This window comes from Nocardioides dongkuii (assembly GCF_014127485.1).
GTDB lineage: Bacteria > Actinomycetota > Actinomycetes > Propionibacteriales > Nocardioidaceae > Nocardioides > Nocardioides dongkuii.
In genome coordinates, this window is sequence record NZ_CP059903.1 from 747,245 (window position 1) to 772,494 (window position 25,250).

Sequence of the window (25,250 nt, forward strand, 5' to 3'; positions counted from 1 at the left end):
GATGTCCACCCCGACGCTGTCCGACCGCCTGCCGCGGATCCTCGTGCCGCTGGTGGTGCTCGCGCTCGTCGCGGCCGCCGCGATCTCCGTGCTCGGCGCCGACGACCGCAAGACCGTCACGGCGCACTTCCCCCGGGCCATCTCGGTCTTCGAGGGCAGCGACGTGCGGGTGCTCGGCGTCCCCGTCGGCGAGGTCGTGTCAGTGACCCCCTCGGGCACCGAGGTCGTCGTCGAGATGGCCTACGACGCCGAGGTCGACGTCCCGGCCGACGCGCAGGCGCTGATCGTGGCGCCGAGCATCGTGGGCGACCGCTACATCCAGCTCTCCCCGGCGTACGAGGACGGCAAGGTGCTCGCCGACGACGCCGAGATCGACGCCGAGGACAGCGCGATGCCGGTCGAGCTCGACCAGATCTACGCCAACCTCGACGAGCTGAGCGTCGCGCTGGGCCCGGAGGGCGCCAACAAGGAGGGTGCGCTCTCCGACCTGCTCACCCAGACCGCCGAGCAGTTCAGCGGTCAGGGCGAGGCGGTCAACCAGACGATCCGGGACTTCTCGGCCCTCTCGACGACCCTCGAGGACAACAAGGAGGAGCTGTTCGGGGCGACCCGCCAGCTCGGCCAGTTCGTCGAGACGCTCGCCGAGAACGACACGACGGTCCGCGAGTTCAACCAGTCGCTGGCGCGGGTCTCGACGCTGCTCTCCGACGAACGGGAGGAGCTCGCCACGTCGCTCGACAACCTCGGGACGGCGCTCGGCGAGGTGAAGAGGTTCGTCTCCGACAACCGCGCGGTCCTGGGCCGCGACATCAAGGGCCTGCAGCGGGTCACCCAGGTCCTCGTGAAGCAGCGCGAGGCGGTCGACGAGATCCTCCAGATCGCGCCGCTCGCGCTCAACAACCTCGGCCTGACCTACAACCCGCAGGCCGGCACGCTCGACGTCCGGGCGAACCTCGGCTACCTGATCGAGCAGCTGCAGGTCGACCCCCTGCTCTACGTCTGCACGCAGCTCGAGCAGATCCAGGGCGCGGGCCAGCTGTGCAAGCAGCTGCGCGACCTGCTGCCGAAGTTCGGTGACGCGCGGGCCGGCTCCCGGTCCCGCCCCGCGGCCGTCGGCCCCGCCTCCACCGGGTCGCCGGACCGGTTCGACCTCTCCCTCCTCGGCCTCGTGGAGGACCCGTCGTGAACCGTCTCCAGGCTGTCCTGCTCACGGTCGTCGGTGCGCTGACGCTCAGCGCGTGCGAGTTCAGCATCTACGACCTCCCGCTCCCCGGCGGCACCGACGTGGGGGAGGACGCCATCGAGGTCACGGTGCAGTTCAACGACGTCCTTGACCTGGTGCCCCAGTCGACGGTCAAGGTCAACGACGTGAGCGTCGGCATGGTGCGGGAGATCCGCGTCGACGACTACACCGCGGAGGTGGTGCTCGAGGTCCGCGAGGACACCGAGCTGCCCGCCGACGCGGAGGCGAGGATCCGGCAGACCAGCCTGCTCGGCGAGAAGTTCGTGGAGCTGGCCGCCCCCGAGGGCGGGGGCAGCGCCGAGCTGCTGGCCGACGGCGCGGTGATCCCGCTCGAGCGCACCGGCCGCAACCCGGAGGTCGAGGAGGTCTTCGCCGCGCTCAGCCTGGTGCTCAACGGTGGCGGCATCGCCCAGCTGCGCACCATCAACATCGAGCTCGCCGACGCCCTCGAGGGGCGCGAGGGGTCGGTGCGCAACGTGCTCAGCGAGATCGAGAGCTTCACCGGCCAGCTCGCGGACCGCAAGGGCGAGATCGTGCGCGCCATCGAGTCCATCGACGCGCTGGCCCGCGGGATCCAGGACGAGCAGGGCACCATCGACGCCGCGCTCGACGAGCTCCCCAGCGCGATCCGGTCCATCGACTCCCAGCGCGCCGACCTGGTGAAGATGCTCCAGTCGCTCAACCGGCTCGGTGACATCGGCGTCCGGGTCATCCGCGCCACCAAGGACGACACCATCGCGGCCCTGGACTCCCTCGACCCGGTGCTGACCCAGCTGGCGAACGCCGGCGACGACTTCGCCCACGCGTTCCAGACCTTCTTCACCTACCCCTTCGTCGACGAGGTCGTCGGGCGCGACCCCCAGGTGGCCCGCAACCTGCACATGGGCGACTACACCAACCTCGCGATCCAGCTCGACCTGCAGCTCGACAAGCTGCTGACCAACCCGCCCGGCCTGCCCAACGAGTGCGTGCGGCTCGAGGAGATCCCTGCCGAGCTCCCGCTCGAGGACATCCTCGGCCTCCAGAACCTCTGCGAGAAGGCGCTCGCCGCGATCAACGAGTGCCTCCAGAAGCAGACCGTCGACGCCTGCCTCGGCATCCCCGCCGCGGTGATCGGCGCGGTCTGCGACAAGCTCCCGATCCCGATCGTCTGCGGGCGTCGCGGTGGCGGCGGTGGCGGCGGGGGCCTGCTCCCGCTCCCGGACCTGCCGGGGATCGGTGACCTCCCGATCATCGGCGGCCTGCTGCGCACGCCGTTCACCGCCGACGGCGCCACCCCGGACGCCGCGGGCTCCTCCCCGGGCACGCCGGAGGGCCTCGCGGCGTACGACCCCGACCTCGTCCGCCTGCTCGTCCCCGGGATGGTGACGCGATGATCACCCGCCGCACGAAGCTCCAGCTGCTGGTCTTCGCGATCATCACGCTGCTCGGCGTCAGCTACGTCGGCGCCCGCTACGCCCAGCTCGACCGGCTCTTCGTCGACGACACCTACACGGTGGTCGCGCACTTCGAGGAGTCCGGCGGCATCTTCGCCGGCGCGGAGGTGACCTACCGCGGCGTCGGCATCGGCGACGTCGAGGAGCTGGTCCTCACCGAGGAGGGCGTCGACGTCCACCTGCGCATCGAGAAGAGCAGCGACCCGATCCCCGCCGACACCGCGGCGCTCGTGGGCAACCGGTCGGCGGTCGGCGAGCAGTACGTCGAGCTGCAGCCCCGCACCGAGGACGGCCCCTACCTCGAGGACGACTCCGAGATCGCCGTCGAGGACACCGCGGTCCCGATCTCGACCACGAAGCTGCTGACCGACCTCTCCAACACGGTCAACTCCGTCGAGGAGGCCGCGCTGCGCACCACGATCCTCGAGCTCGGCACCGCCTTCGAGGGCACCGGGGAGACGCTGCAGCAGATCATCGACACCGGCAGCTCGTTCATCGAGACCGCCAACGACAACTTCGACGTCACCACCGCGCTCCTCGAGGACAGCAACGTCGTCCTCGAGGGCCAGATCGACTCGGCCGGGGCGCTGCGGACCTTCGCCCGCGACCTCTCGCTGTTCACCGGCACCCTCGCGACCAGCGACCGCGACCTGCGCCGGCTCATCGACACCGGCGGCGCGTCGGTGACCGAGGTCCGCACCTTCCTGGAGGAGAACGAGGTCCCGCTGGCGGGCCTGCTCGACAACGTGATCACGACCGGGCAGACCGTCGTGCGCCGGATCCCGGCCCTGCGCCAGATGCTCGTGCTCTACCCGTACGTCGTGGAGGGCGGCTACACCGTCGTCGACAAGAACAGCGAGGGGCTCTACGACGCCCACTTCGGGCTCGTGCTGACCGAGGCGCCGCTGTGCCTGGAGGGGTACGACGGCACCGACCGCCGCACGCCGGACGACCGCGGCAACCGGCCGATGAACGAGGACGCCCGCTGCACGGAGTCGCCCGCGATCACCAACTCCCGCGGCTCCCACACGGCGCCCCGGCCCGCCGCGGACGTCGATCCCGACAGCGTCATCGGCAGCTACGACCGCACGACCGGCTCCTTCGCCTGGGGCGCCGAGGACGCGGGGGACCGGACCACCGGTAGCCTCGCCCCCCGGAGCTTCGGGAAGGAGTCCTGGAAGTGGCTGTTCCTCCAGCCCATGACGACGGCGTCGCGCTGAGCGTGCCGGGCCACCGGCCCGGCTCCGGCCGCGCCCGCCTGGTCCTGACCGTCGTCCTTGCCCTCGCCCTCGTGGCGTCCGCGGTCGTGCTCGGCGTCGTGCTCTGGGACCGCCGCGGCGAGGCCGACGACGTCCAGCGCGAGCGCGACCGGGCGATGGCGCAGGCCGAGCAGTTCGTGCTGCGCATCGGCACCTTCGGCCCGGACCTCCTCGAGGGCGAGCAGATGCCGGAGTTCCGCGACCGGGTCGCGGAGGTGCTCACGCCCAAGGCGGTCACCGAGTTCGAGGCCCAGGTCGTCGTCGCCGAGCAGCTGGTCGCCCAGCAGGAGGCCGAGCGCAGCGCCGAGGTCTTCGGCACCGGCGTCTCCGACCTCGACGAGGACTCCGCCACGGCGCTGGTCGCCGGCGCGTTCACCAACACCGTCGCCGGTGAGGCCGGCGCGCCGTTCCCGGTCTACCTGCGGCTGCGGATGCTCAAGGTCGACGGCGAGTGGCTCGTCGACGACTTCGGGTCGGCCGTGCAGGAGGAGGACGAGGGCGCGCTCCCGGGCGGCACCTCGCCGTCCACCGAGCCGTCCGTCCCGCCCGCCACCGAGCCGTCGGGAGAGGCGACCCCGTGACCCCCAGCTGGTACGACCTGCTCGACGTCGACCGCGACGCCTCCGGCGACGAGATCCGCGCCGCCTGGCGCGCCCGCGTCGCCGACCTCGACCCCACCGACCGGCGCTTCGCCGTCCTCAACGAGGCGGCGGCGGTGCTGCTCGACCCGGACCGCCGGGCCGCGCACGACGCGGACCTCGCCGAGCAGGACGCGGCGGCCGAGCCGGTCGAGCCCGTCCAGCCCCTCGAGCCGGTCGAGCCCGGCGCGTCCGCCGAGACGGGGGAGCCGGCCGCGGACCGGGCGGGCGACCAGCCGGTCTCCGGCGGTCGCCGGGTGCCGCTCTGGCTGCCGGTCGTGCTCGCGGTGCTGGCGCTCGCGATCGCCGGCGCGGCGACCTGGTTCGCGGTGAACGAGCCCGCCGACGAGGAGGTGCTCGACGCCACCCGCACCGCGCAGGCGACGGCCGAGCGGGCGATCGTCCCGGTGCTCTCCTACGACCACCGCACCCTCGAGGAGGACAAGGCCGCGGCGGTCCGCTACCTCACCGACGACTTCCGCGACGACGACTACGAGCCGCTGTTCACCCAGATCGAGGAGAACGCGCCGTCGACCAAGGCCGTCGTGGAGGCGGCGGTGCGCGCCTCCGCGATCACCCGCGGCGGCCACGACCGCGTGCAGGTGCTGCTCTTCGTCGACCAGGTGACCACGAACGCCCAGACCACGGAGCCGGTGACCTACCGCAACCAGGTCACGGTGACCATGGAGCGGGTCGGGGACCGCTGGCTGGTCGACGAGCTGCGCACCACCCGGGGCTGACCGGGGGTGACCGGGGCTGACCGGGGCTGTCCGGGGTCGGGCGGGTGCCGCGACACGCGGTCCCCGGATGTGCGGAACGGCTTGACCTCGGGGCCCTCGCCGCGCATGATCATGGCCACGCTCGTCGACCAGGCGCATGCAGATATTGTGCTGCGCCCTGCGTGGGGGTATCGTCGCTCTTTGCGTCTGCCCTCAAATGCGAGTCTCCTGCCCGGTGGTTGACTTAGTGGTGGGCCGGACGCGATCCAGTGCGAACCGTCGAAGGACACCTCTTGGCCGCGCGCTCCGCCTCCGGTACGAACTCCCGTCGTATCTCGTTCAACAAGATCCAGGACCCCATCGAGGTCCCCCAGCTCCTCTCCCTCCAGACCGACAGCTTCGACTGGCTGGTCGGCAACGAGAAGTGGGACGCCGCCGTCGAGCGGCGCCGCGCCGAGGGCGAGGACGTCTCCAGCAAGTCCGGCCTCCAGGAGATCTTCGAGGAGATCTCTCCCATCGAGGACTTCTCCGAGACGATGTCGCTCTCGTTCGAGAACCCGGTCTTCTACGACCCGAAGTACACCGTGGACGAGTGCAAGGAGAAGGACTTCACCTACTCCGCTCCGCTCTACGTCTCGGCGGAGTTCACCAACAACGACACCGGTGAGATCAAGGGCCAGACGGTCTTCATGGGCGACTTCCCCCTGATGACCCCCAAGGGCACCTTCGTCATCAACGGCACCGAGCGCGTCGTGGTCTCCCAGCTGGTCCGCAGCCCGGGCGTCTACTTCGAGCGCTCCGCGGACAAGACGTCCGACAAGGACATCTACACCGCCAAGATGATCCCGTCGCGCGGCGCGTGGCTGGAGTTCGAGATCGACAAGCGCGACCTCGTCGGCGTCCGTCTCGACCGCAAGCGCAAGCAGAACGTCACGGTGCTGCTCAAGGCCCTCGGGTGGACCAACGAGCAGATCCGCGAGGAGTTCGTGCGCCCCGACGGCACGATCTACGACTCGATCGAGCTGACGCTGGAGAAGGACCACACGGAGACCCAGAAGGACGCCCTTCTGGACATCTACCGCAAGCTGCGCCCGGGCGAGCCGCCGACGGAGGAGGCCGCCCAGACGCTGCTGAACAACTACTACTTCAACCCCAAGCGCTACGACCTCGCCAAGGTCGGCCGCTACAAGATCAACAAGAAGCTCGGCCTGCTCGAGGCCTTCGACCAGCAGACGCTGACCGTCAACGACATCGTCGCCGCGATCAAGTACATCGTCGCGCTGCACGACGGCCAGGAGCAGCTCGAGGTGCCCCAGGGCACGTCGGACATCTCCGCCGACGACATCGACCACTTCGGCAACCGCCGGATGCGCACGGTCGGCGAGCTGATCCAGAACCAGCTCCGCACGGGCCTGGCCCGCATGGAGCGCGTGGTCCGCGAGCGGATGACGACCCAGGACGTCGAGGCGATCACGCCGCAGTCGCTGATCAACATCCGGCCCGTCGTGGCGGCGCTGAAGGAGTTCTTCGGCACCTCCCAGCTCTCGCAGTTCATGGACCAGACCAACCCGATCGCCGGCCTGACGCACAAGCGTCGGCTCTCGGCGCTGGGCCCCGGCGGTCTCTCCCGTGACCGCGCCGGCATGGAGGTCCGTGACGTCCACCCGTCGCACTACGGCCGCATGTGCCCGATCGAGACGCCGGAAGGCCCGAACATCGGCCTGATCGGCTCGCTCGCCTCCTACGGCCGGATCAACCCGTTCGGCTTCGTGGAGACCCCGTACCGCAAGGTCGAGAACGGCCGGGTCACCGACCACATCGACTACCTGACGGCCGACGACGAGGACCGCTTCGTCATCGCCCAGGCGAACGCCGGCATGGACGACGACGGCCGGTTCACCGAGGAGCGCGTGCTGGTCCGCCAGCGCGACGGCGAGGTCTCCGAGATCCTGGCCGACGAGGTCGACTACATGGACGTCTCGCCGCGCCAGATGGTCTCCGTGGCCACCGCGCTGATCCCGTTCCTCGAGCACGACGACGCCAACCGCGCGCTCATGGGCGCCAACATGCAGCGTCAGGCCGTGCCGCTCATCCGGAGCGACTCGCCGATCGTCGGCACGGGCATCGAGTACCGCGCCGCGGTCGACGCCGGCGACGTCGTCGTCGCCGACAAGGCCGGCGTGGTCAAGGACGTCTCGGCCGACCTGGTCGAGACCATGAACGACGACGGCACGTACTCCACGTACCGGCTCGCGAAGTTCCGCCGCTCCAACCAGGGCACCTGCATCAACCAGCGCCCGCTGGTCAGCGAGGGGGACCGGCTCGAGGTCGGCAGCCCGGTCGCCGACGGTCCCTGCACCGACAACGCGGAGATGGCGCTCGGCACCAACCTGCTCGTGGCGTTCATGCCGTGGCAGGGCCACAACTACGAGGACGCGATCATCCTCAGCCAGCGCCTGGTGCAGGAGGACGTCCTCACCTCGATCCACATCGAGGAGCACGAGGTCGACGCCCGCGACACCAAGCTCGGCCCCGAGGAGATCACCCGGGACATCCCGAACGTCTCCGAGGAGATGCTGGCCGACCTCGACGAGCGCGGCATCATCCGCATCGGCGCCGAGGTCACCACCGGTGACATCCTGGTCGGCAAGGTCACGCCCAAGGGCGAGACCGAGCTCACCCCCGAGGAGCGGCTGCTCCGCGCGATCTTCGGTGAGAAGGCGCGCGAGGTCCGCGACACCTCGATGAAGGTGCCGCACGGTGAGTCCGGCACGGTCATCGGCGTCCGCGTCTTCGACCGCGAGGAGGGCGACGAGCTGCCCCCGGGCGTCAACCAGCTGGTCCGCGTGTACGTCGCGCAGAAGCGCAAGATCTCCGTCGGCGACAAGCTCGCCGGTCGCCACGGCAACAAGGGCGTCATCGCGAAGATCCTGCCGATCGAGGACATGCCGTTCATGGAGGACGGCACCCCGGTCGACGTCGTGCTGAACCCGCTGGGTGTCCCGCGCCGGATGAACATCGGTCAGATCCTCGAGCTCCACCTCGGCTGGCTCGCCAAGCAGGGCTGGGACATCAAGCTCGCCGAGGACGAGTCCGACGCGGAGTGGAAGCAGCGCCTGATCAAGATCCACGCCGAGGAGGCTGCGCCCAACACCAAGGTCGCGACCCCGGTCTTCGACGGTGCCCGCGAGGACGAGATCACGGGCCTGCTCGGCTCGACGATCCCGAACCGCGACGGCGTGCGGACCGTGAAGTCCAACGGCAAGGCGTCGCTCTTCGACGGCCGCTCCGGCGAGCCGTTCCCCGAGCCGGTCTCGGTCGGCTACATGTACATCCTCAAGCTGCACCACCTGGTGGACGACAAGATCCACGCGCGCAGCACCGGCCCCTACTCGATGATCACGCAGCAGCCCCTGGGCGGTAAGGCCCAGTTCGGCGGCCAGCGGTTCGGCGAGATGGAGGTCTGGGCGATGGAGGCGTACGGCGCCGCCTACGCCCTGCAGGAGCTGCTCACGATCAAGTCCGACGACGTCCCCGGACGCGTCAAGGTCTACGAGGCGATCGTCAAGGGCGAGAACATCCCCGACTCCGGCATCCCGGAGTCGTTCAAGGTGCTCGTCAAGGAGATGCAGTCGCTCTGCCTGAACGTCGAGGTCCTCTCCCAGGACGGCTCGAGCATCGAGCTCCGTGACGCGGAGGAGGACGTCTTCCGCGCCGCCGAGGAGCTCGGCATCGACCTGTCCCGCCGCGAGCCCAGCTCGGTCGAAGAGGTGTAGTCGAGGAACGGCGGAGCGCCTGTTCCTCGGAGCACTCGGCGCTCCGCCGTTCCCCCGTCCGCCCTCCCTCAGCCTCACTTTCCTAGAACTACCGAAGGGTTGCAGCCATCGTGCTCGACGTGAACTTCTTCGACCAGCTTCAGATCGGCCTGGCCACCGCGGACGACATCCGTACGTGGAGCCACGGCGAGGTCAAGAAGCCCGAGACCATCAACTACCGCACGCTCAAGCCGGAGCGTGACGGCCTCTTCTGCGAGAAGATCTTCGGTCCCACCCGGGACTGGGAGTGCTACTGCGGCAAGTACAAGCGCGTGCGCTTCAAGGGCATCATCTGCGAGCGCTGCGGCGTCGAGGTGACCCGTTCCAAGGTCCGCCGTGAGCGGATGGGCCACATCGAGCTCGCCGCCCCGGTGACCCACATCTGGTACTTCAAGGGCGTCCCGAGCCGCCTGGGCTACCTGCTCGACCTCGCCCCGAAGGACCTCGAGAAGGTCATCTACTTCGCGGCGTACATGATCACCTCCGTCGACGAGGACGCCCGCCACCGCGACCTGTCCTCGCTCGAGGGCAAGGTGCAGCTCGAGCGCGAGCGCCTCGAGAACCGCATGAACCTCGCCCTGGACGACCGGTCCAAGAAGGAGGAGGCGGACCTCGCCGTGCTCGAGGCGGAGGGCGCCAAGGCCGACGCCAAGCGCAAGGTCCGCGACGGCGCGGAGCGGGAGAAGACCCAGATCCGCCGCCGCGGCGAGGCCGAGATCGCCCGCCTCGACGAGGTGTGGAACAGCTTCAAGTCGCTGAAGGTCCAGGACCTCATGGGCGACGAGATGCTCTACCGCGAGATGAAGAACTGGTTCGGCAAGTACTTCGAGGGCCACATGGGCGCCACGGCGATCCAGAAGCGCCTCGAGGACTTCGACATCCCGGCCGAGGTCGAGTCGCTGCGCGACACGATCGCCAACGGCAAGGGCCAGAAGAAGGTCCGCGCGCTGAAGCGGCTCAAGGTCGTCGACGCGTTCCGCAAGACCGGCAACAAGCCGCAGGGCATGGTGCTCGACGCCGTCCCGGTCATCCCGCCGGACCTGCGTCCGATGGTGCAGCTCGACGGTGGCCGCTTCGCGACCTCCGACCTCAACGACCTGTACCGCCGCGTGATCAACCGGAACAACCGGCTCAAGCGGCTGCTCGACCTCGGCGCGCCCGAGATCATCGTCAACAACGAGAAGCGGATGCTCCAGGAGGCCGTCGACTCGCTGTTCGACAACGGCCGTCGTGGCCGTCCGGTCACCGGCCCGGGCAACCGGCCGCTGAAGTCGCTGTCCGACATGCTCAAGGGCAAGCAGGGTCGCTTCCGCCAGAACCTGCTGGGCAAGCGCGTGGACTACTCCGGCCGCTCGGTCATCGTGTCCGGTCCGCAGCTGAAGCTGCACCAGTGCGGTCTGCCCAAGCAGATGGCGCTGGAGCTGTTCAAGCCGTTCGTCATGAAGCGGCTCGTGGACCTCTCGCACGCGCAGAACATCAAGTCCGCCAAGCGGATGGTCGAGCGTGCGCGCCCGGTCGTGTGGGACGTGCTCGAGGAGGTCATCACCGAGCACCCGGTGCTGCTCAACCGGGCACCCACGCTGCACCGCCTCGGCATCCAGGCCTTCGAGCCCCAGCTGATCGAGGGCAAGGCCATCCAGATCCACCCGCTCGTCTGCTCGGCGTTCAACGCCGACTTCGACGGCGACCAGATGGCGGTGCACCTGCCGCTGTCCGCCGAGGCCCAGGCCGAGGCGCGGATCCTGATGCTCTCGACGAACAACATCCTCAAGCCGTCCGACGGCCGGCCGGTCACCATGCCGACCCAGGACATGATCATCGGCCTGTTCTTCCTCACCACCGACCGGCCCGACCAGCCGGGCGTGGGGCGCGCGTTCGCGTCGCAGGCCGAGGCGATCATGGCCTTCGACCGTGGCGAGATCTCGATGCAGAGCCAGGTCAAGATCCGCTTCGAGGACATCGTCCCGCCGCTCGAGCACGACCTGACGGACTGGGAGGAGGGCCGGTCCCTCATCCTGGACACCACGCTGGGCCGCTCGATCTTCAACGACACCCTGCCCGCCGACTACCCCTACGTGAACTACGAAGTGGGCAAGAAGGCGCTGGGCGCGATCGTCAACGACCTGGCCGAGCGCTACACCAAGGTCGAGGTCGCGGCGTCGCTGGACGCGCTCAAGGACACCGGCTTCCACTGGGCCACCCGCTCGGGTGTCACGGTCTCGATCGACGACGTCACCACGCCGGCGAACAAGGCCGCGATCCTGGAGAGCTACGAGGCCCAGGCTGCGAAGGTCCAGAAGCAGTTCGAGCGCGGTCTGGTCACCGACGACGAGCGCCGCCAGGAGCTCATCGAGATCTGGACCCAGGCCTCGAACGACGTGGCCAAGGCCATGGAGGCCAACTTCGACCGGTCCAACCCGATCTACATGATGGTCGACTCCGGTGCGTCCGGAAACATGATGCAGATCCGTCAGGTGGCGGCCATGCGTGGTCTGGTGGCCAACCCGAAGGGCGACATCATCCCGCGGCCGATCAAGGCGAACTTCCGCGAGGGCCTCTCCGTGCTCGAGTACTTCATCTCGACCCACGGTGCCCGCAAGGGCCTCGCCGACACCGCGCTGCGCACCGCCGACTCCGGCTACCTCACCCGGCGCCTCGTCGACGTCTCCCAGGACGTCATCATCCGCGAGGACGACTGCGGCACCGAGCGTGGTCTGCCGAAGCGGATCGGCGAGCGTCGCGAGGACGGCACCGTCGTCAAGCACGAGAACGCCGAGACCGCGGCGTACGCCCGGTCGGCGGCCGTCGAGGTCACCCACCCCGAGACCGGCGACACGCTGGTCGAGGCGGGCGGCGACCTGGGCGACGTCAAGATCGGCGAGCTCGTCGCGGCCGGGATCGAAGAGGTCAAGGTCCGCTCCGTGCTGACCTGCGACGCCAAGACCGGCACCTGCGCGAAGTGCTACGGCCGCTCGCTGGCCACCGGCAAGCTCGTCGACATCGGCGAGGCGGTCGGCATCATCGCGGCCCAGTCGATCGGTGAGCCCGGCACGCAGCTGACGATGCGTACCTTCCACACCGGTGGTGTGGCCTCCGCGGACGACATCACGCAGGGTCTGCCCCGCGTGGTCGAGCTCTTCGAGGCCCGCTCGCCCAAGGGCCGTACGCCGATCTCCGAGGCCGCCGGCCGGGTCGAGATCGACGAGACCGACAAGGCCCGCAAGGTCCTGGTCACGCCCGATGACGGTTCCGAGGTCCAGGAGTACCCGGTCTCGAAGCGGTCGCGGCTCAACGTCGTCGACGGCGAGCACATCGAGGTCGGCCACCACCTGACCTCCGGCACGCCCGACCCGCAGGACGTCCTGCGGATCCTGGGTGTGCGTCGGGCGCAGGAGCACCTGGTGGACGAGGTCCAGCAGGTGTACCGCAGCCAGGGCGTGTCGATCCACGACAAGCACATCGAGATCATCGTGCGGCAGATGCTGCGCCGGGTCACGGTGATCGAGTCGGGGGAGACCAACCTGCTGCCGTCCGACCTGGTCGACCGGGTGCGCTTCGAGGAGGAGAACCGCCGCGTCGTCTCCGAGGGCGGCACGCCGGCCTCGGGTCGTCCGGTCCTCATGGGCATCACCAAGGCCTCGCTGGCGACCGAGTCGTGGCTGTCGGCCGCCTCCTTCCAGGAGACGACCCGCGTCCTCACCGACGCCGCCATCCACGGCCGCTCGGACTCGCTGCGCGGTCTGAAGGAGAACGTGATCATCGGCAAGCTGATCCCGGCGGGCACCGGCCTCGAGCGGTACCGCAACATCCGGGTGGAGCCCACCGAGGAGGCCCGCGCCGCGGCGTACTCCGTCACCGGTTACGACTCCTACGACTACGAGTTCGGCGGCACCGGCGGAAGCCAGGCCGTCGCCCTCGACGACTTCGACTTTGGGTCCTACCAGTCCTGAGTCGAGTCTGAGCTGAATCGCCGGAACCCCGTCACGCCGCGTGCGTGACGGGGTTCCGTCGTTCCCGGACCGCGTGCTGACCCAGAGCAGGGCGCCTGAGCCACACTGCCGGGGCCGATCCGGCGCGCCGGTCGCCGCCCGGATGTGGAGCACGCGGGCCCGACTGGGAGAATCGGGGGATGAGCACCCCCACGAGCACCGACGTGCTGGTCGTGGGCGCCGGCCCGGCCGGCTCCGCGGCCGCGACCTGGGCGGCCCGCGCCGGCGCGGACGTCGTGCTCGCCGACGCCGCGGTCTTCCCCCGGGACAAGACCTGCGGCGACGGCCTCACCCCGCGCGCGGTCGGCGAGCTGCAGCGGCTGGGGCTCGAGGACTGGCTGCGGACGCACACCGTCAACCAGGGCTTGCGGGCGCACGGCTTCGGCCAGACGCTGCTGCTGCCCTGGCCCGGCGGCACGCTGCCCGACTGGGGCTCGGCGGTCGCCCGTACCGAGCTCGACGACCACCTGCGCACGACCGCGCTGAAGTCCGGCGCCATCGGGCTCGACGGCGCCCGGGCGGTCGACGTACGACGCGACGGCGACCGGGTCGCCGCCGTCGTCTTCCGGTCCGGCTCGGGCTCGGACGCGGAGACCTTCGAGGTCGCCTGCCGGCACCTCGTCGTCGCCGACGGCGTGCGCTCCCCGCTGGGCAAGGTGCTGGGGCGGGAGTGGCACCGCGAGACCGTGTACGGCGTGGCCGGCCGCACCTACGTCGACTCCGGGATGAGCGACGACCCGTGGATCAGCTCGCACCTCGAGCTGCGCGGCGAGGACGGCGCGATCCTGTCCGGGTACGGCTGGATCTTCCCGCTCGGCAACGGCGAGGTGAACCTGGGCGTCGGCACGCTCGCGACCGCGAAGCGGCCCGCCGACATCGCCGTACGGCCGCTGATGGCGCACTACGCCGGGCTGCGGCGCGAGGAGTTCCAGCTCGGTGAGGAGCTGCGGATGCCGACGTCGGCGCTGCTGCCGATGGGCGGGGCGGTCTCGAACGTCGCCGGCCCCAACTGGGCGCTGATCGGCGACGCCGCCGGCTGCGTGAACCCGCTCAACGGCGAGGGCATCGACTACGGCCTGGAGACCGGCCGGCTGGTGGCCGAGCTGATCGCCGACGGCGCCGCGCTCGACCAGGTCTGGCCGGCGCTGCTGCGCGAGCACTACGGCGAGGCGTTCTCGATCGCGCGTCGGCTGGCCGGCCTGGTGACCGTGCCCCGGCTGCTGCCGGCCCTCGGCCCGGCCGGGATGCGCTCGGACCGGCTGATGACGCTCGCCCTGCGCTGGATGGGCAACCTGGTCACCGACGAGGACCGCGACCACGCGGCCCGGGTCTGGCGCTGGGCGGGGCGCCGCTCGATCGCCCTCGACCACCGGCCGCCCTTCACCTGATGCGCGAGCGGCCCCGGGAACGACGGCTCGCGGCGTACGCCGTGGTGCTGCGCGACGACCAGGTGCTGCTGAGCCGGCTCGCGCCGCGGATCAGCGAGCAGGAGATGTGGACGCTGCCGGGCGGTGGCGTCGAGCACGGCGAGGACCCGCGCGACGCCGTGGTCCGCGAGGTGCACGAGGAGACCGGGCTGGACGTCGTGGTCGGCGAGACCGCCCGCGTCGACTCCTTCCACCAGCCCTCCGCGTGGCGCGACGGACGCCGCGTCGACGCGCACTCGGTGCGGCTGGTCTTCGAGGGCTGGGTGCCGCGCGACGCGCCCGCCCCCCGCGTCGTCGAGGTGGACGGGTCGACCGTGGACGCCGCCTGGCACCCGGTGCAGGCGGTCCTCGACGGCACCGTGCCGACCTCGGCCCTGGTGCGCGCGTCGCTGCGCGTGCACGAGCCGTTCCGGCTGCAGCGGGTCGCGGCGTACGCGCTGGTGCGGCGCGACGACCGTGTCCTGCTGACCCGGATCTCGGCACGGGGGTTCCACAGCGGGAGCTGGACGCTGCCCGGCGGCGGCATCGACCACGGCGAGCCGCCGCGCGAGGCGCTGGTGCGCGAGGTCCGCGAGGAGTGCGGCCTCGACTGCGTCGTCGGCGGCGTGCTCGACGTGCACGACGTGCACTTCGGCGGCACGGCGCCGTCCGGCCGCCACGAGGACTTCCACGGGCTGCACCTGGTGTTCGAGGCGACCGTCCCCGACGACGCCGAGCCGGTGGTCGCCGAGGTCGACGGCACCACCGACGCCGTCGCCTGGGTGCCCCTCGGCGACATCGAGTCCGGTGCGGTCGACGTGCTCGACGTGGTGCGCGCCGCGCTCGCTGCTGCCGCTCGCTGAGGGTCGGCCGGGGGCGGTTTCCCCGGTTCACCGGGGAAACCGGAACTTCTCAGCCGTCGCGATGCCTGAGAACGTGCAGGAAACCCTGAGAAGTCGGCCGGTCCGGAGGCCGGGCGCGGGCGGATGCGGCGCACCACGCGCCCGGGGCGGCCGGGCCGATAGGTTGGCCGGGTGAGCGAGACGGTCTTCACCTACGCGGCGCCGGCACTGAAGTTCGGCCGGGGGGCGGCCGACGAGGTGGGCCACGACCTGCTGGGGTACGGCGCCCGGCGGGTGCTGCTGGTGACCGACCCCGGCGTGGCCGCGACCGGGCACCCCGCGCGGATCGCCGAGCAGGCGACGGCCCGCGGCCTGCAGGTCACGACGTACGACCGGGTGCACGTGGAGCCGACGGACGCCTCGATGGCCGACGCGATCGCGTTCGCCCGCGACGCCGGCCCGTTCGACGCGATCCTCGCCGTCGGCGGCGGCTCCGCCATCGACACCGCGAAGGCCGTCAACCTGCTCACCACCAACCCCGGCGAGCTGATGGACTACATCAACGCGCCGGTCGGCAAGGCGCTGGCGCCGTCCCAGCCGCTGCTGCCGCTGGTCGCGGTGCCGACGACCACCGGCACCGGCTCGGAGAGCACCACCATCTGCGTGCTCGACGTGCTGTCGCTGAAGGTGAAGACCGGCATCAGCCACGTCGCGCTGCGGCCCCGGCTCGCCGTCGTCGACCCCTCGCTGACCGCCAGCCAGCCGGCGATGGTGACCGCCGCCTCCGGGATGGACATCCTCTGCCACGCGCTGGAGAGCTACACCGCGCGCTGGTACGCCGACTTCGACGCCAAGCAGCCCGAGCAGCGGGTGCCGTACTGCGGGGCGAACCCGATCGCCGACATGTGGTCGGAGAAGGCGCTCTCGCTGCTCGCCGGCGCCTTCCGCGCGGCCGTCCGCGACGGCGACGACACCCTGTCGCGCGAGCAGATGGCGCTCGCCGCGACCTTCGCCGGGCTCGGGTTCGGCAACGCGGGCGTGCACATCCCGCACGCCAACGCCTACCCGATCGCCGGGCGGGTGCGCTCCTACCGGCCCGAGGGCTACCCGGCGGACGAGCCGATCGTGCCGCACGGCATGGCGGTGTCGCTGACCGCGCCGGAGGCGTTCCGGTTCACCTTCGACGCCGACCCCGGGCGGCACCTGCGCGCCGCGCGGCTGCTCGAGCCGGACGCCGACCTGGGCGAGGGCGCCGACGTGCTTCCCGGCGTGCTGACCCGGTTGATGCGCGACATCGGCATCCCCAACGGCCTGGCCGAGGTGGGGTACGGCGAGGCGGACGTCGAGCCGCTCGTCGACGGGGCGCTGAAGCAGCAGCGGCTGCTCGCGACCGCGCCCCGCGCGGTGGCCGGCGAGGACCTCGCGGCCGTCTTCCGCGGCTCGATGGAGCACTGGTGACCGCGCGCCTGACCTTCGCCGCGTCCGTCCTCAGCCTCGCCGTCGCGCTGGTCTGCGCAGCGTTCCTCCTGCCCGCCGAGGTGCCGCTGCACTTCGACGGCTCCGGTGACCCCGACCGGTGGGGGAGCCGCACCGAGGCCCTGGTGACGATGGGGCTGGTCGGCGGGCTGCTCGCCCTCGTCCTCGGTGGCTCGGCCGCGCTGGTCGACCGGATGCCGCCCGGGGTCCTCAACGTCCCGCACCGGGACTGGTGGACCGCGACCCCGGAGCGCGAGCGGCGGATGCGCACGATGATGCGCACCGACCTGCTGGTGATCGGGGCCGCGACCCTGCTGCTCGTCGCGCTGGCCGTCGTCGCCACGACCGTCGCGGCGCGCTCCGACGACCCCGCGCTCGGGCCGCACTTCATCGTGGCGTTCGCCGGCTACCTCCTCTTCCTCACCGGCTGGACGGTCTGGTCGCTGCGCACCCGCTACCGGAGGACCGCTCCGTGACCGCGGTGGCCGGCGACGACCTGCTCGCCGAGCTGCGCCGCCGCGGGGTGACCGACGTCGACGACTCGACGCTCACCCGGGCGCTCTACTCCTCCGACGCCTCGCTCTACCGCGTCGTGCCGCGAGTGGTGGCCCGGCCGCGGTCGCGCGAGGAGCTGCTCGCGGTGCTGGAGGTCGCGCGCCTGACCGAGGTGCCGCTCACGATGCGCGGGGCCGGCACCTCGATCGCGGGCAACGCGGTGGGCCCGGGCATCGTCGTCGACACGCTGCGGCACCTGGACCGGGTGGTCTCGGTGGACCCCGAGTCGCAGACGGCCGTGGTCGAGCCGGGCGCCGTGCACGCCACCCTGCAGCGGGCCGCCGCGGCCCACGGGCTGCGCTTCGGGCCGGACCCCTCGACGCACACCCGCTGCACGATCGGCGGGATGATCGGCAACAACGCCTGCGGGTCCCGCGCGCTCGGCTACGGGCGCACCTCCGACAACGTCGTCGCCCTCGACACGGCGTACGCCGCGGCGGGCGACGTGCCCACCGCGCTGGCGGCCGTGGTCGAGGACCACCTGGCGCACGTGCGCACCACCTTCGGCCGGTTCTCGCGCCAGGTCAGCGGCTACGCGCTCGAGCACCTGCTGCCGGAGCGGCGCTCGGTCGACCGCTTCCTCGTCGGCTCCGAGGGCACGCTGGCGGTGGTGCTCGGCGCCACCGTCCGGCTGGTGCCCGACGAGCCGGTCCGCGAGCTGGTCGTGCTCGGCTACCCCTCGATGGTGGAGGCGGCGGACGCCGTGCCGGCCCTGCTCGCGGCCGCCGGCGTGCGCCCCACGGCGGGGGCTGTGGACGGGGCCGCCGGACTGTCGGAGGCGAGTGCTCGGCTGGTCGCGTGCGAGGGACTGGACGCGCGGATCGTCGACCTGGTGCGGGCCCGTGGGGGCTCCGTGCCGGAGCTGCCGCGCGGTGCCGGCTGGCTCTTCGTCGAGGTCGCCGGGCCGGACGCGCCGTCCTTGCTCTCCTCGCTCGTGGCCGCCTCCGGCGCGCTGGACCACCGGCAGGTGCCGAGCCCGGCCGAGGCGGCTGCGCTGTGGCGGATCCGGGAGGACGGCGCCGGGCTGGCGGCCCGCAGCCTGAGCCGGCCGGCGTACTCCGGCTGGGAGGACGCCGCGGTCCCGCCGGACCGGCTCGGCGCCTGGCTGCGCGACTTCGACGAGCTGCTGCGCGACCACGACCTCGACGGGGTGCCCTACGGCCACTTCGGCGACGGCTGCGTGCACGTGCGCATCGACTTCGACCTGACAGGAGGTGGGCAGCGCCGGTTCCGCGACTTCCTCACCGCGAGCGCGCTCCGCCTGCGCGAGCACGGCGGCTCCCTGTCCGGCGAGCACGGCGACGGGCGCGCGCGCTCCGAGCTGCTGCCGCTGATGTACGACGCGGAGTCGCTGCGGCTCTTCGGCGCGGTCAAGGCAGTCTGCGATCCCGGCAACCTGCTCAACCCGGGGGTGCTGGTGGACCCCGCGCCGCTCGACGCCGACCTGCGCGCGGTCCGCCCGCGGCTGCCGGTGCGACCGTTGCTCCGGCTGACCCACGACGGGGGCTCGCTCGGCGACGCGGTCCACCGCTGCACGGGGGTGGGCAAGTGCGTCGCGCCCGCGACGGGCGGGGTGATGTGCCCGTCGTACCTCGCGACGCGGGAGGAGAAGGACTCCACCCGGGGACGGGCGCGGGTGCTCCAGGAGGCGCTCGACGGCGAGCTCGTCGCCGGTCTCGCCGACCCGGCGGTCCACGAGGCGCTCGACCTCTGCCTGTCGTGCAAGGGATGCGCCTCCGACTGCCCCACCGGCGTCGACATGGCGACCTACAAGTCGGAGACGCTGCACCAGACGTACGCCGGGCGCCGCCGGCCGCGCAGCCACTACGCGATGGGCCGGCTGCCGCGCTGGGCCGCGCTCGCGGCGCCGGTGGCGCCGCTGCTCAACCGGGCACTGCGGGTGGGTCCGCTGCGCCGGGTGGCGACGGCGGTCGCCGGCGTGGACCCGCGCCGCTCGCTGCCGGCGTTCGCGCCCCGGACCCTGCGGCGCGAGGCCGGGGTGGCCGACGTGCTCCCCGACGTCTGGATCTGGGCGGACTCCTTCACCGACCACTTCCTGCCCCAGACCGCCCGCGCGGCCAGGGACGTGCTGGCGGCGGCCGGGCTGACGGTCCGGGTGATCGCCGACGACGCCTGCTGCGGGCTGACCTGGCTGACCACCGGGCAGCTGGAGCAGGCGCGGTCGACGATGGGGCGCACGGTGGCCGCGCTGGCGCCGTACGTCGCGAGCGGCGTGCCGGTCGTCGGCCTCGAGCCGTCGTGCCTGGCGACGCTGCGCAGCGACGCCGTCGAGCTGACCGACGACCCGCGGGCGGTGGCGGTCGCCGAGGGCGTGCTGACCTTCGCCGAGCTCCTGGAGCGGCTCGAGGTGCCGGTGCCGGACCTCACCGGCGTCCGGGTCGTCGCGCAGCCGCACTGCCACCAGGCGTCGGTGCTCGGCTGGGCGGCGGACGAGCGGGTGCTGGCGGCGGGCGGCGCGACGGTGGCCCGGGTGCCGGGATGCTGCGGGCTCGCCGGCAACTGGGGCATGGAGCGCGGGCACTACGAGACCTCGGTCGCGGTGGCCGAGACCCACCTGCTGCCCGCGGTCCGGGCCGATCCAGACGCGGTCGTGCTCGCCGACGGACTGTCCTGCCGCCACCAGCTCGACGACCTCGCCGGGGTGCCGGCGATGCACCTCGCCGAGCTGCTGGCTTCTAGACTTAAGGGGTGAACCCCCGCCACCGCCGCCTGCTCATCCCGGCGGCGCTCGTGGCCCTCCTGGTGATCGTGGTGGTCGCCTCGGTGGTGAACAGGTGAGCCAGCCGCTGCCCGAGGCCCTGGCCACGGTGCGCGCCCACCTGCTCGACCCCGACCTCCTCGTCCGGGCGGTCGCCGGCGGCCGCCGGCGCGGGTCGCAGCCGCGGTGGCGCCGGGTGGAGCTGCGGTACGTCGACCTGAAGGCCGGCCGCCACCTGCAGGTCACGGCGTACGACGAGACCCAGGCGCACACCGCCAACCACGCGGTCGGGGACGAGGCCCGCGAGGCCGTCGACGCGCTGCTCGAGGAGCCGTTCGGCAACTGGCACGTCGAGACCACGACGCAGAGCCACCAGCTGCGGGTCACCAAGAAGCTCGAGGCGGTGCTGCACACCAGCGACCGCGCCGCGCCGGTCGAGGCCGACCGCGGCCACGACCGCGGGAAGGACCGGCTGCTGCCGGCCGACGACCCGGTCTTCCGGGTCCTCGGGCTCACCGACGCCCAGGGGCGGATCAAGCCGAGCCGGCAGTCGAAGTACCGCCAGGTGGAGGAGTTCCTGCGGCTGCTCGCCGCGACCCTCGACGATGCCCTGGAGAAGGGCCACCTGCGCCGGCCCACCGACGACGACCCGCTGCGGATCGTCGACCTCGGGTGCGGCAACGCCTACCTCACCTTCGCCGCCCAGCGCTACCTCGGGGCCGTCCGCGGGCTGCCCGTCGTGGTCACCGGCGTCGACGTCAAGGAGCAGTCCCGCGAGCACAACAGCCGGGTCGCCGAGGAGCTCGGCGTCCAGGCGGAGTTCGTCGTCGGCACGATCGGCGGCGTGGAGCTCGACCCCGCGCCGGAGGTCGTGCTCGCGCTGCACGCCTGCGACACGGCTACCGACGAGGCGCTCTCCCAGGCGGTGCGCTGGGGGGCGCAGGTGGTGCTCGCCGCGCCCTGCTGCCACCACGACGTCGCCGCGCAGCTGCGCACGGCGCCCACGCCCGCGCCGTACGCCCTGCTCACCCGGCACGGCATCCTGCGCGAGCGGCTCGCTGACACGCTCACCGACGGCCTGCGCGCCGCGCTGCTGCGCATCGAGGGCTACCGCGTCGACGTGGTGCAGTTCGTCGAGAGCCAGCACACCCCGCGCAACACCATGCTGCGCGCGGTGCGCACCGGGGCGCCGGACCGGGCCGGCAGCGTCCGCGCGGAGTACGACGAGCTGGTCACGAGCTGGGCGGTCCGGCCGCGGCTGGCCGAGCTGCTGGACGCGGGCCGTGGCTGACCAGCTCCTGGTCTGGCTGGTCGGCGTCCCCTTCGCGCTCGGGACGGCGACCGCCCTCGCGCCGGAGGACGTGCCGGCCCTCTTCACCTTCGCCGACCCCGCCATCGTGGAGTCCAGCGGCCTCGTGGCCCGCGACGACCTGGTCGTGACCACCAACGACTCCGGCGACTCCGGCCGGGTCTTCACCGTCGACCCCGCCACCGGGCGGACGGTCGGGGTGACCCGCTGGGAGGGGGAGCCGACCGACGTCGAGGCCCTCGCCCCGGCCGGGCCCGGTGAGGTCTGGGTGGGGGACATCGGCGACAACCCGGGCTCGCGCGACTCCGTCGAGGTGCTGCGCGTGCCCGTCGGCCGTGGCGACCGGACCGCCGACCCGGAGCGCTTCGAGCTGGTCTACCCCGACGGCCCCACGGACGCCGAGACGCTGCTCGCCGAGCCGGAGACCGGACGGCTGGTGGTCGTGAGCAAGGAGATCTTCGGCGGCACCGTCTACCGCGCCCCCGCCCGGCTCGACCCCGACGGTCCCAACCGGCTGACCGCCGTCGGTCCCGCGCCCGGCATCGCCACCGACGGCGCGTTCTTCCCCGACGGCCGGCACGTCGTCGTCCGCGACTACGGCAGCGCGACGGTGCTGACCTGGCCGGCGCTGGACACGGTGGACAGCTTCGGCCTCCCCGACCAGGACCAGGGGGAGGGGATCGCGGTGGACGAGGACGGCCGGGTGCTGATCAGCACCGAGGGAGCCGCCTCGGACGTGCTCGCCGTGACCCTCCCGCGCGAGGTTCGGGCCGCGGTCGCGCCGCCGGAGCCCGCCGAGCCGACGGAGCCCGCCGTACCCTCCGCGCCGCCGGCGCCGGACCCGGCGGACGAGACCGAGCCGACCCCGGAGGACCGTCCGGTGTGGCCGTGGTTCCTCGGCGGCTGGCTGGGGGTCGGCGTGCTCGTGGTGCTGCTCCGCTGGCTCTGGCGGCGGCCGAGCTGACCGCGGGCGGGAGTTTGCCGTCGCTGCGCCACGGCTACTGACCCGCTCGTGCCCCGCCTGCGCCGTACCTCACCGGACCAGCCGGGCTGGACCCGGCGGCGTGCGGGCAAGGGCTTCGTCTACCTCGACGACCAGGGGCGCCGGCTGCCCGAGGACGCGGCCCAGCGGGTGCGCGGCCTGGTGATCCCGCCGGCGTGGCGCGACGTCTGGGTCACGCCGTACCCGAACGGCCACCTGCAGGCGGTCGGCACCGACGACGCCGGGCGGCGGCAGTACCTCTACCACCCGGTCTGGCGGCAGAAGCGGGACGCGGAGAAGTTCGAGCGGATGCTGGATTTCGGCGCGGCGCTGACCGAGGCCCGCCAGCTCGTGGTCGCCGACCTCGGGCGCGAGGGGATGCCGCTGGAGCGGGCCTGCGCGGTCGCCGTCCGGCTGCTCGACCTCGGCTACTTCCGGATCGGCAACGACGTGTACGCCGACACCAACGGCAGCTTCGGGCTCACCACCCTCGAGCGCCGCCACGTGCGGCGGCGCCAGGACCGGCTGGTGTTCACCTTCACCGGCAAGTCGGGGGTGGACCACCGCATCGAGATCGACGACGCGGTGGTGATCGAGACGCTGGAGGCGATGCGCCGCCGGCGCGGGGTGGACGCGCGGCTGCTGTCCTACAAGGAGGGCCGCGACTGGCGCAGCCTGCTGCCGGCGCTGGTCAACGAGTACGTCCGCGCGTCGACCGGGCTGGAGGCCACGGCCAAGGACTTCCGCACCTGGCACGCCACCGTCCTCGCCGCCGCGGCGCTCGCCGAGAGCCCCGAGCCCGGGCAGACCAAGGCCTCCCGGAAGCGGGCGGTGTCGGGGGCGATGAAGGAGGTCTCGTCGTTCCTCGGCAACACGCCGACCCTGGCCCGCTCGGCGTATGTCGACCCGCGGGTCATCGACGCCTACGAGGAGGGCCGCACGATCTCCGCGACCACCCGGCGGACCTACGACAACCCCGACGAGCGCCAGGCCGCGCTGGAGCGGGCCACCCTCGCGCTGATCCGGGACCAGGAGGCCTCCTGACCGGCGCGGCTGGGTACCGACCTCCCGTGGACATCACAGTGGTGGAGGGCGACATCACGACCCAGAAGGTCGACGCGGTGGTCAACGCCGCCAACCGCGGGATGCGCGGCGGCGGCGGGGTCGACGGCGCGATCCACCGGGCCGGCGGACCGGCCGTGCTGGAGGACTGCGTACGCCGGTTCCCCCGCGGGCTCGCGACCGGCGACGCCGGCTGGACGACGGCCGGGGAGATGCCCGCCCGGTGGGTGATCCACGTCGTCGGCCCCAACTACAACGCCGGCGAGACCGACCGCTCCCTGCTCACCTCGTGCTACCGCCGCGCGCTCGAGGTCGCCGACGAGCTCGGCGCCCGCACCGTCGCGTTCCCGCTCATCAGCGCCGGCATCTACGGCTGGCCCAAGGACGACGCGGTCGCCGCCGCCCTCGAGGTCTTCCGCTCCGCCGACACCCAGGTGACCGAGGCCCGGATCGTCGCCCTCGGCCGCCCGTCGTACGACCTGGTCCGACGGTCGTTGGGGTAGTCCGACACACCTGTGTCGTCCCCCGGCCGGGAGACAGCACGAGTGTGTCGGACTACCTCGGTACGCCGAGTCGGCGCTTGTGTCCGCCCGCGGGCGGGATAGTCCGGCACGTTCCGGTCGTGGACACGGGGGCCCGGACGACCGAAACGTGCCGGACTACCTCAGGAGAGTCGCTCGACCACGTGGTCGATGCAGGCGGTGAGGGCCTCGACGTCGGCGGGGTCGATCGCGGGGTACATGGCGATCCGCAGCTGGTTGCGGCCGAGCTTGCGGTAGGGCTCGGTGTCGACGATGCCGTTGGCGCGCAGGGTCTTCGCGACCGCCGCGGCGTCGATGCCGTCCTCGAAGTCGATCGTGCCGATGACCAGCGAGCGGTGGGCGGGGTCGGCGACGTACGGCGTGGTGTACGCCGTCCGCTCGGCCCAGCCGTAGAGCGCGTCGGAGGAGCGGGTGGTGCGCTCGACCATGCCCGCGAGGCCGCCGTTGGCGTTCATCCAGTCCAGCTGCTCGGCCATCAGGAAGAGCGTCGCGACCGAGGGGGTGTTGTAGGTCTGGTTCTTCGCGGAGTTGTCGATCGCGGTCGGCAGGTCGAAGAACGCCGGCACGTGCCGGTCGGTCGCCGCGATGCGGGCGGCGCGGTCCAGCGCGGCCGGCGACATCAGCGCGAGCCACAGGCCGCCGTCGGAGGCGAAGCACTTCTGCGGCGCGAAGTAGTAGGTGTCGACCTCGGTCAGGTCGACCGGCAGGCCGCCGGCGCCGGAGGTCGCGTCGATCAGCACCAGCGAGCCCTCGTCGGCGCCCGCGGGCCGCACGACGGGGGCCATCACGGCGGTCGAGGTCTCGTTGTGCGCCCACGCGTACACGTCGACGCCGGCCTCGGCCTCGGCGACCGGCGCGGAGCCGGGCTCGCTCTTGATGACCGACGGGGCGTCCAGCCACGGCGCGTCGGCCGCGGCCTTCGCGAACTTCGAGGAGAACTCGCCGAACGAGAGGTGCTGGCTCTTCTGCTCGATCAGGCCGTACGTCGCGATGTCCCAGAACGCCGTCGCGCCGCCGTTGCCGAGCACCACCTCGTAGCCCTCGGGCAGCGAGAACAGCGCGGCGAGGCCCTCGCGCACCCGGCCCACGGTGTCGCGCACCGGCGCCTGACGGTGCGAGGTGCCCATCAGCGTCGACCCGGTCGCGGCGAGCGCGTCGAGGTGGCTGGTCTGGATCTTCGACGGTCCGGCACCGAATCGGCCGTCGGCCGGGAGCAGGTCGGCGGGGATCTTCAGGGCGTCGGTCATGTACTGCCTTC

At 72.2% G+C, this 25,250-nt stretch carries 17 protein-coding genes; 16 read left to right on the top strand and 1 reads right to left on the bottom strand.

Features of this window, described 5'->3' with window-relative positions; genetic code table 11:
* Position 1: 1 nt before the first annotated feature.
* The 16 genes from H4O22_RS03525 (at position 2) to H4O22_RS03600 (ending at position 23,953) form a co-directional block, all read left to right on the top strand.
* Positions 2 to 1,186: an MCE family protein gene (locus tag H4O22_RS03525; protein ID WP_227466360.1), complete on the top strand. Its 1,185-nt coding sequence runs from the start codon at positions 2 to 4 to the stop codon at positions 1,184 to 1,186.
* Positions 1,183 to 2,619, top strand: a complete 1,437-nt coding sequence (locus H4O22_RS03530; RefSeq protein WP_182525692.1) for an MCE family protein — start codon at positions 1,183 to 1,185, stop codon at positions 2,617 to 2,619. The genes H4O22_RS03525 and H4O22_RS03530 overlap by 4 nt, the downstream gene beginning before the upstream one ends.
* Positions 2,616 to 3,899, top strand: coding sequence for an MCE family protein (locus H4O22_RS03535; RefSeq protein ID WP_182525693.1), 1,284 nt, complete (start codon positions 2,616 to 2,618; stop codon positions 3,897 to 3,899). Before H4O22_RS03530 ends, H4O22_RS03535 begins: the two co-directional genes overlap by 4 nt.
* Positions 3,860 to 4,519: a hypothetical protein gene (locus H4O22_RS03540; protein WP_182525694.1), complete on the top strand. Its 660-nt coding sequence runs from the start codon at positions 3,860 to 3,862 to the stop codon at positions 4,517 to 4,519. The genes H4O22_RS03535 and H4O22_RS03540 overlap by 40 nt, the downstream gene beginning before the upstream one ends.
* Positions 4,516 to 5,316, top strand: coding sequence for a J domain-containing protein (locus H4O22_RS03545; RefSeq protein WP_182525695.1), 801 nt, complete (start codon positions 4,516 to 4,518; stop codon positions 5,314 to 5,316). Before H4O22_RS03540 ends, H4O22_RS03545 begins: the two co-directional genes overlap by 4 nt.
* Before the next feature lie 272 nt (positions 5,317 to 5,588).
* Entirely contained in the window at positions 5,589 to 9,071 is a 3,483-nt protein-coding gene (gene rpoB, locus H4O22_RS03550) for a DNA-directed RNA polymerase subunit beta (RefSeq protein ID WP_220451278.1), read from the top strand.
* A 110-nt stretch (positions 9,072 to 9,181) separates the two neighbouring features.
* Entirely contained in the window at positions 9,182 to 13,060 is a 3,879-nt protein-coding gene (locus H4O22_RS03555; RefSeq protein ID WP_182525697.1) for a DNA-directed RNA polymerase subunit beta', read from the top strand.
* A 179-nt stretch (positions 13,061 to 13,239) separates the two neighbouring features.
* Positions 13,240 to 14,487 carry a geranylgeranyl reductase family protein gene (locus tag H4O22_RS03560; RefSeq protein WP_182525698.1) on the top strand — a complete coding sequence of 416 codons (1,248 nt, stop codon included), beginning with the start codon at positions 13,240 to 13,242 and terminating at the stop codon, positions 14,485 to 14,487.
* Positions 14,487 to 15,368: an NUDIX hydrolase gene (locus tag H4O22_RS03565; protein ID WP_182525699.1), complete on the top strand. Its 882-nt coding sequence runs from the start codon at positions 14,487 to 14,489 to the stop codon at positions 15,366 to 15,368. The genes H4O22_RS03560 and H4O22_RS03565 overlap by 1 nt, the downstream gene beginning before the upstream one ends.
* Positions 15,369 to 15,539: 171 nt before the next feature.
* Positions 15,540 to 16,805: a hydroxyacid-oxoacid transhydrogenase gene (locus H4O22_RS03570; protein WP_182525700.1), complete on the top strand. Its 1,266-nt coding sequence runs from the start codon at positions 15,540 to 15,542 to the stop codon at positions 16,803 to 16,805.
* Positions 16,802 to 17,299, top strand: a complete 498-nt coding sequence (locus H4O22_RS03575) for a DUF1648 domain-containing protein (protein WP_182525701.1) — start codon at positions 16,802 to 16,804, stop codon at positions 17,297 to 17,299. The genes H4O22_RS03570 and H4O22_RS03575 overlap by 4 nt, the downstream gene beginning before the upstream one ends.
* Positions 17,296 to 20,091: an FAD-binding and (Fe-S)-binding domain-containing protein gene (locus H4O22_RS03580; protein ID WP_182525702.1), complete on the top strand. Its 2,796-nt coding sequence runs from the start codon at positions 17,296 to 17,298 to the stop codon at positions 20,089 to 20,091. The genes H4O22_RS03575 and H4O22_RS03580 overlap by 4 nt, the downstream gene beginning before the upstream one ends.
* Positions 20,092 to 20,173: 82 nt before the next feature.
* Entirely contained in the window at positions 20,174 to 21,388 is a 1,215-nt protein-coding gene (locus H4O22_RS03585) for a class I SAM-dependent methyltransferase (RefSeq protein WP_182525703.1), read from the top strand.
* Positions 21,381 to 22,370 (top strand): hypothetical protein, encoded by a 990-nt coding sequence (locus tag H4O22_RS03590; RefSeq protein ID WP_182525704.1) that lies wholly within the window; start codon positions 21,381 to 21,383, stop codon positions 22,368 to 22,370. The genes H4O22_RS03585 and H4O22_RS03590 overlap by 8 nt, the downstream gene beginning before the upstream one ends.
* A gap of 48 nt (positions 22,371 to 22,418) precedes the next feature.
* A complete protein-coding gene (locus H4O22_RS03595; RefSeq protein ID WP_182525705.1) occupies positions 22,419 to 23,432 on the top strand; it encodes a DNA topoisomerase IB in 1,014 nt (337 codons plus the stop codon).
* Between the two features lie 26 nt (positions 23,433 to 23,458).
* Complete coding sequence (locus tag H4O22_RS03600) at positions 23,459 to 23,953, top strand: O-acetyl-ADP-ribose deacetylase (protein WP_182525706.1); 495 nt, start codon at positions 23,459 to 23,461, stop codon at positions 23,951 to 23,953.
* Between the two features lie 161 nt (positions 23,954 to 24,114).
* On the opposite strand, the gene serC is transcribed toward H4O22_RS03600, so the two are convergent.
* On the bottom strand, positions 24,115 to 25,239 hold the full coding sequence (serC, locus tag H4O22_RS03605) for a phosphoserine transaminase (RefSeq protein WP_182525707.1): 1,125 nt from the start codon (positions 25,237 to 25,239) through the stop codon (positions 24,115 to 24,117).
* Between the last annotated feature and the right edge of the window lie 11 nt (positions 25,240 to 25,250).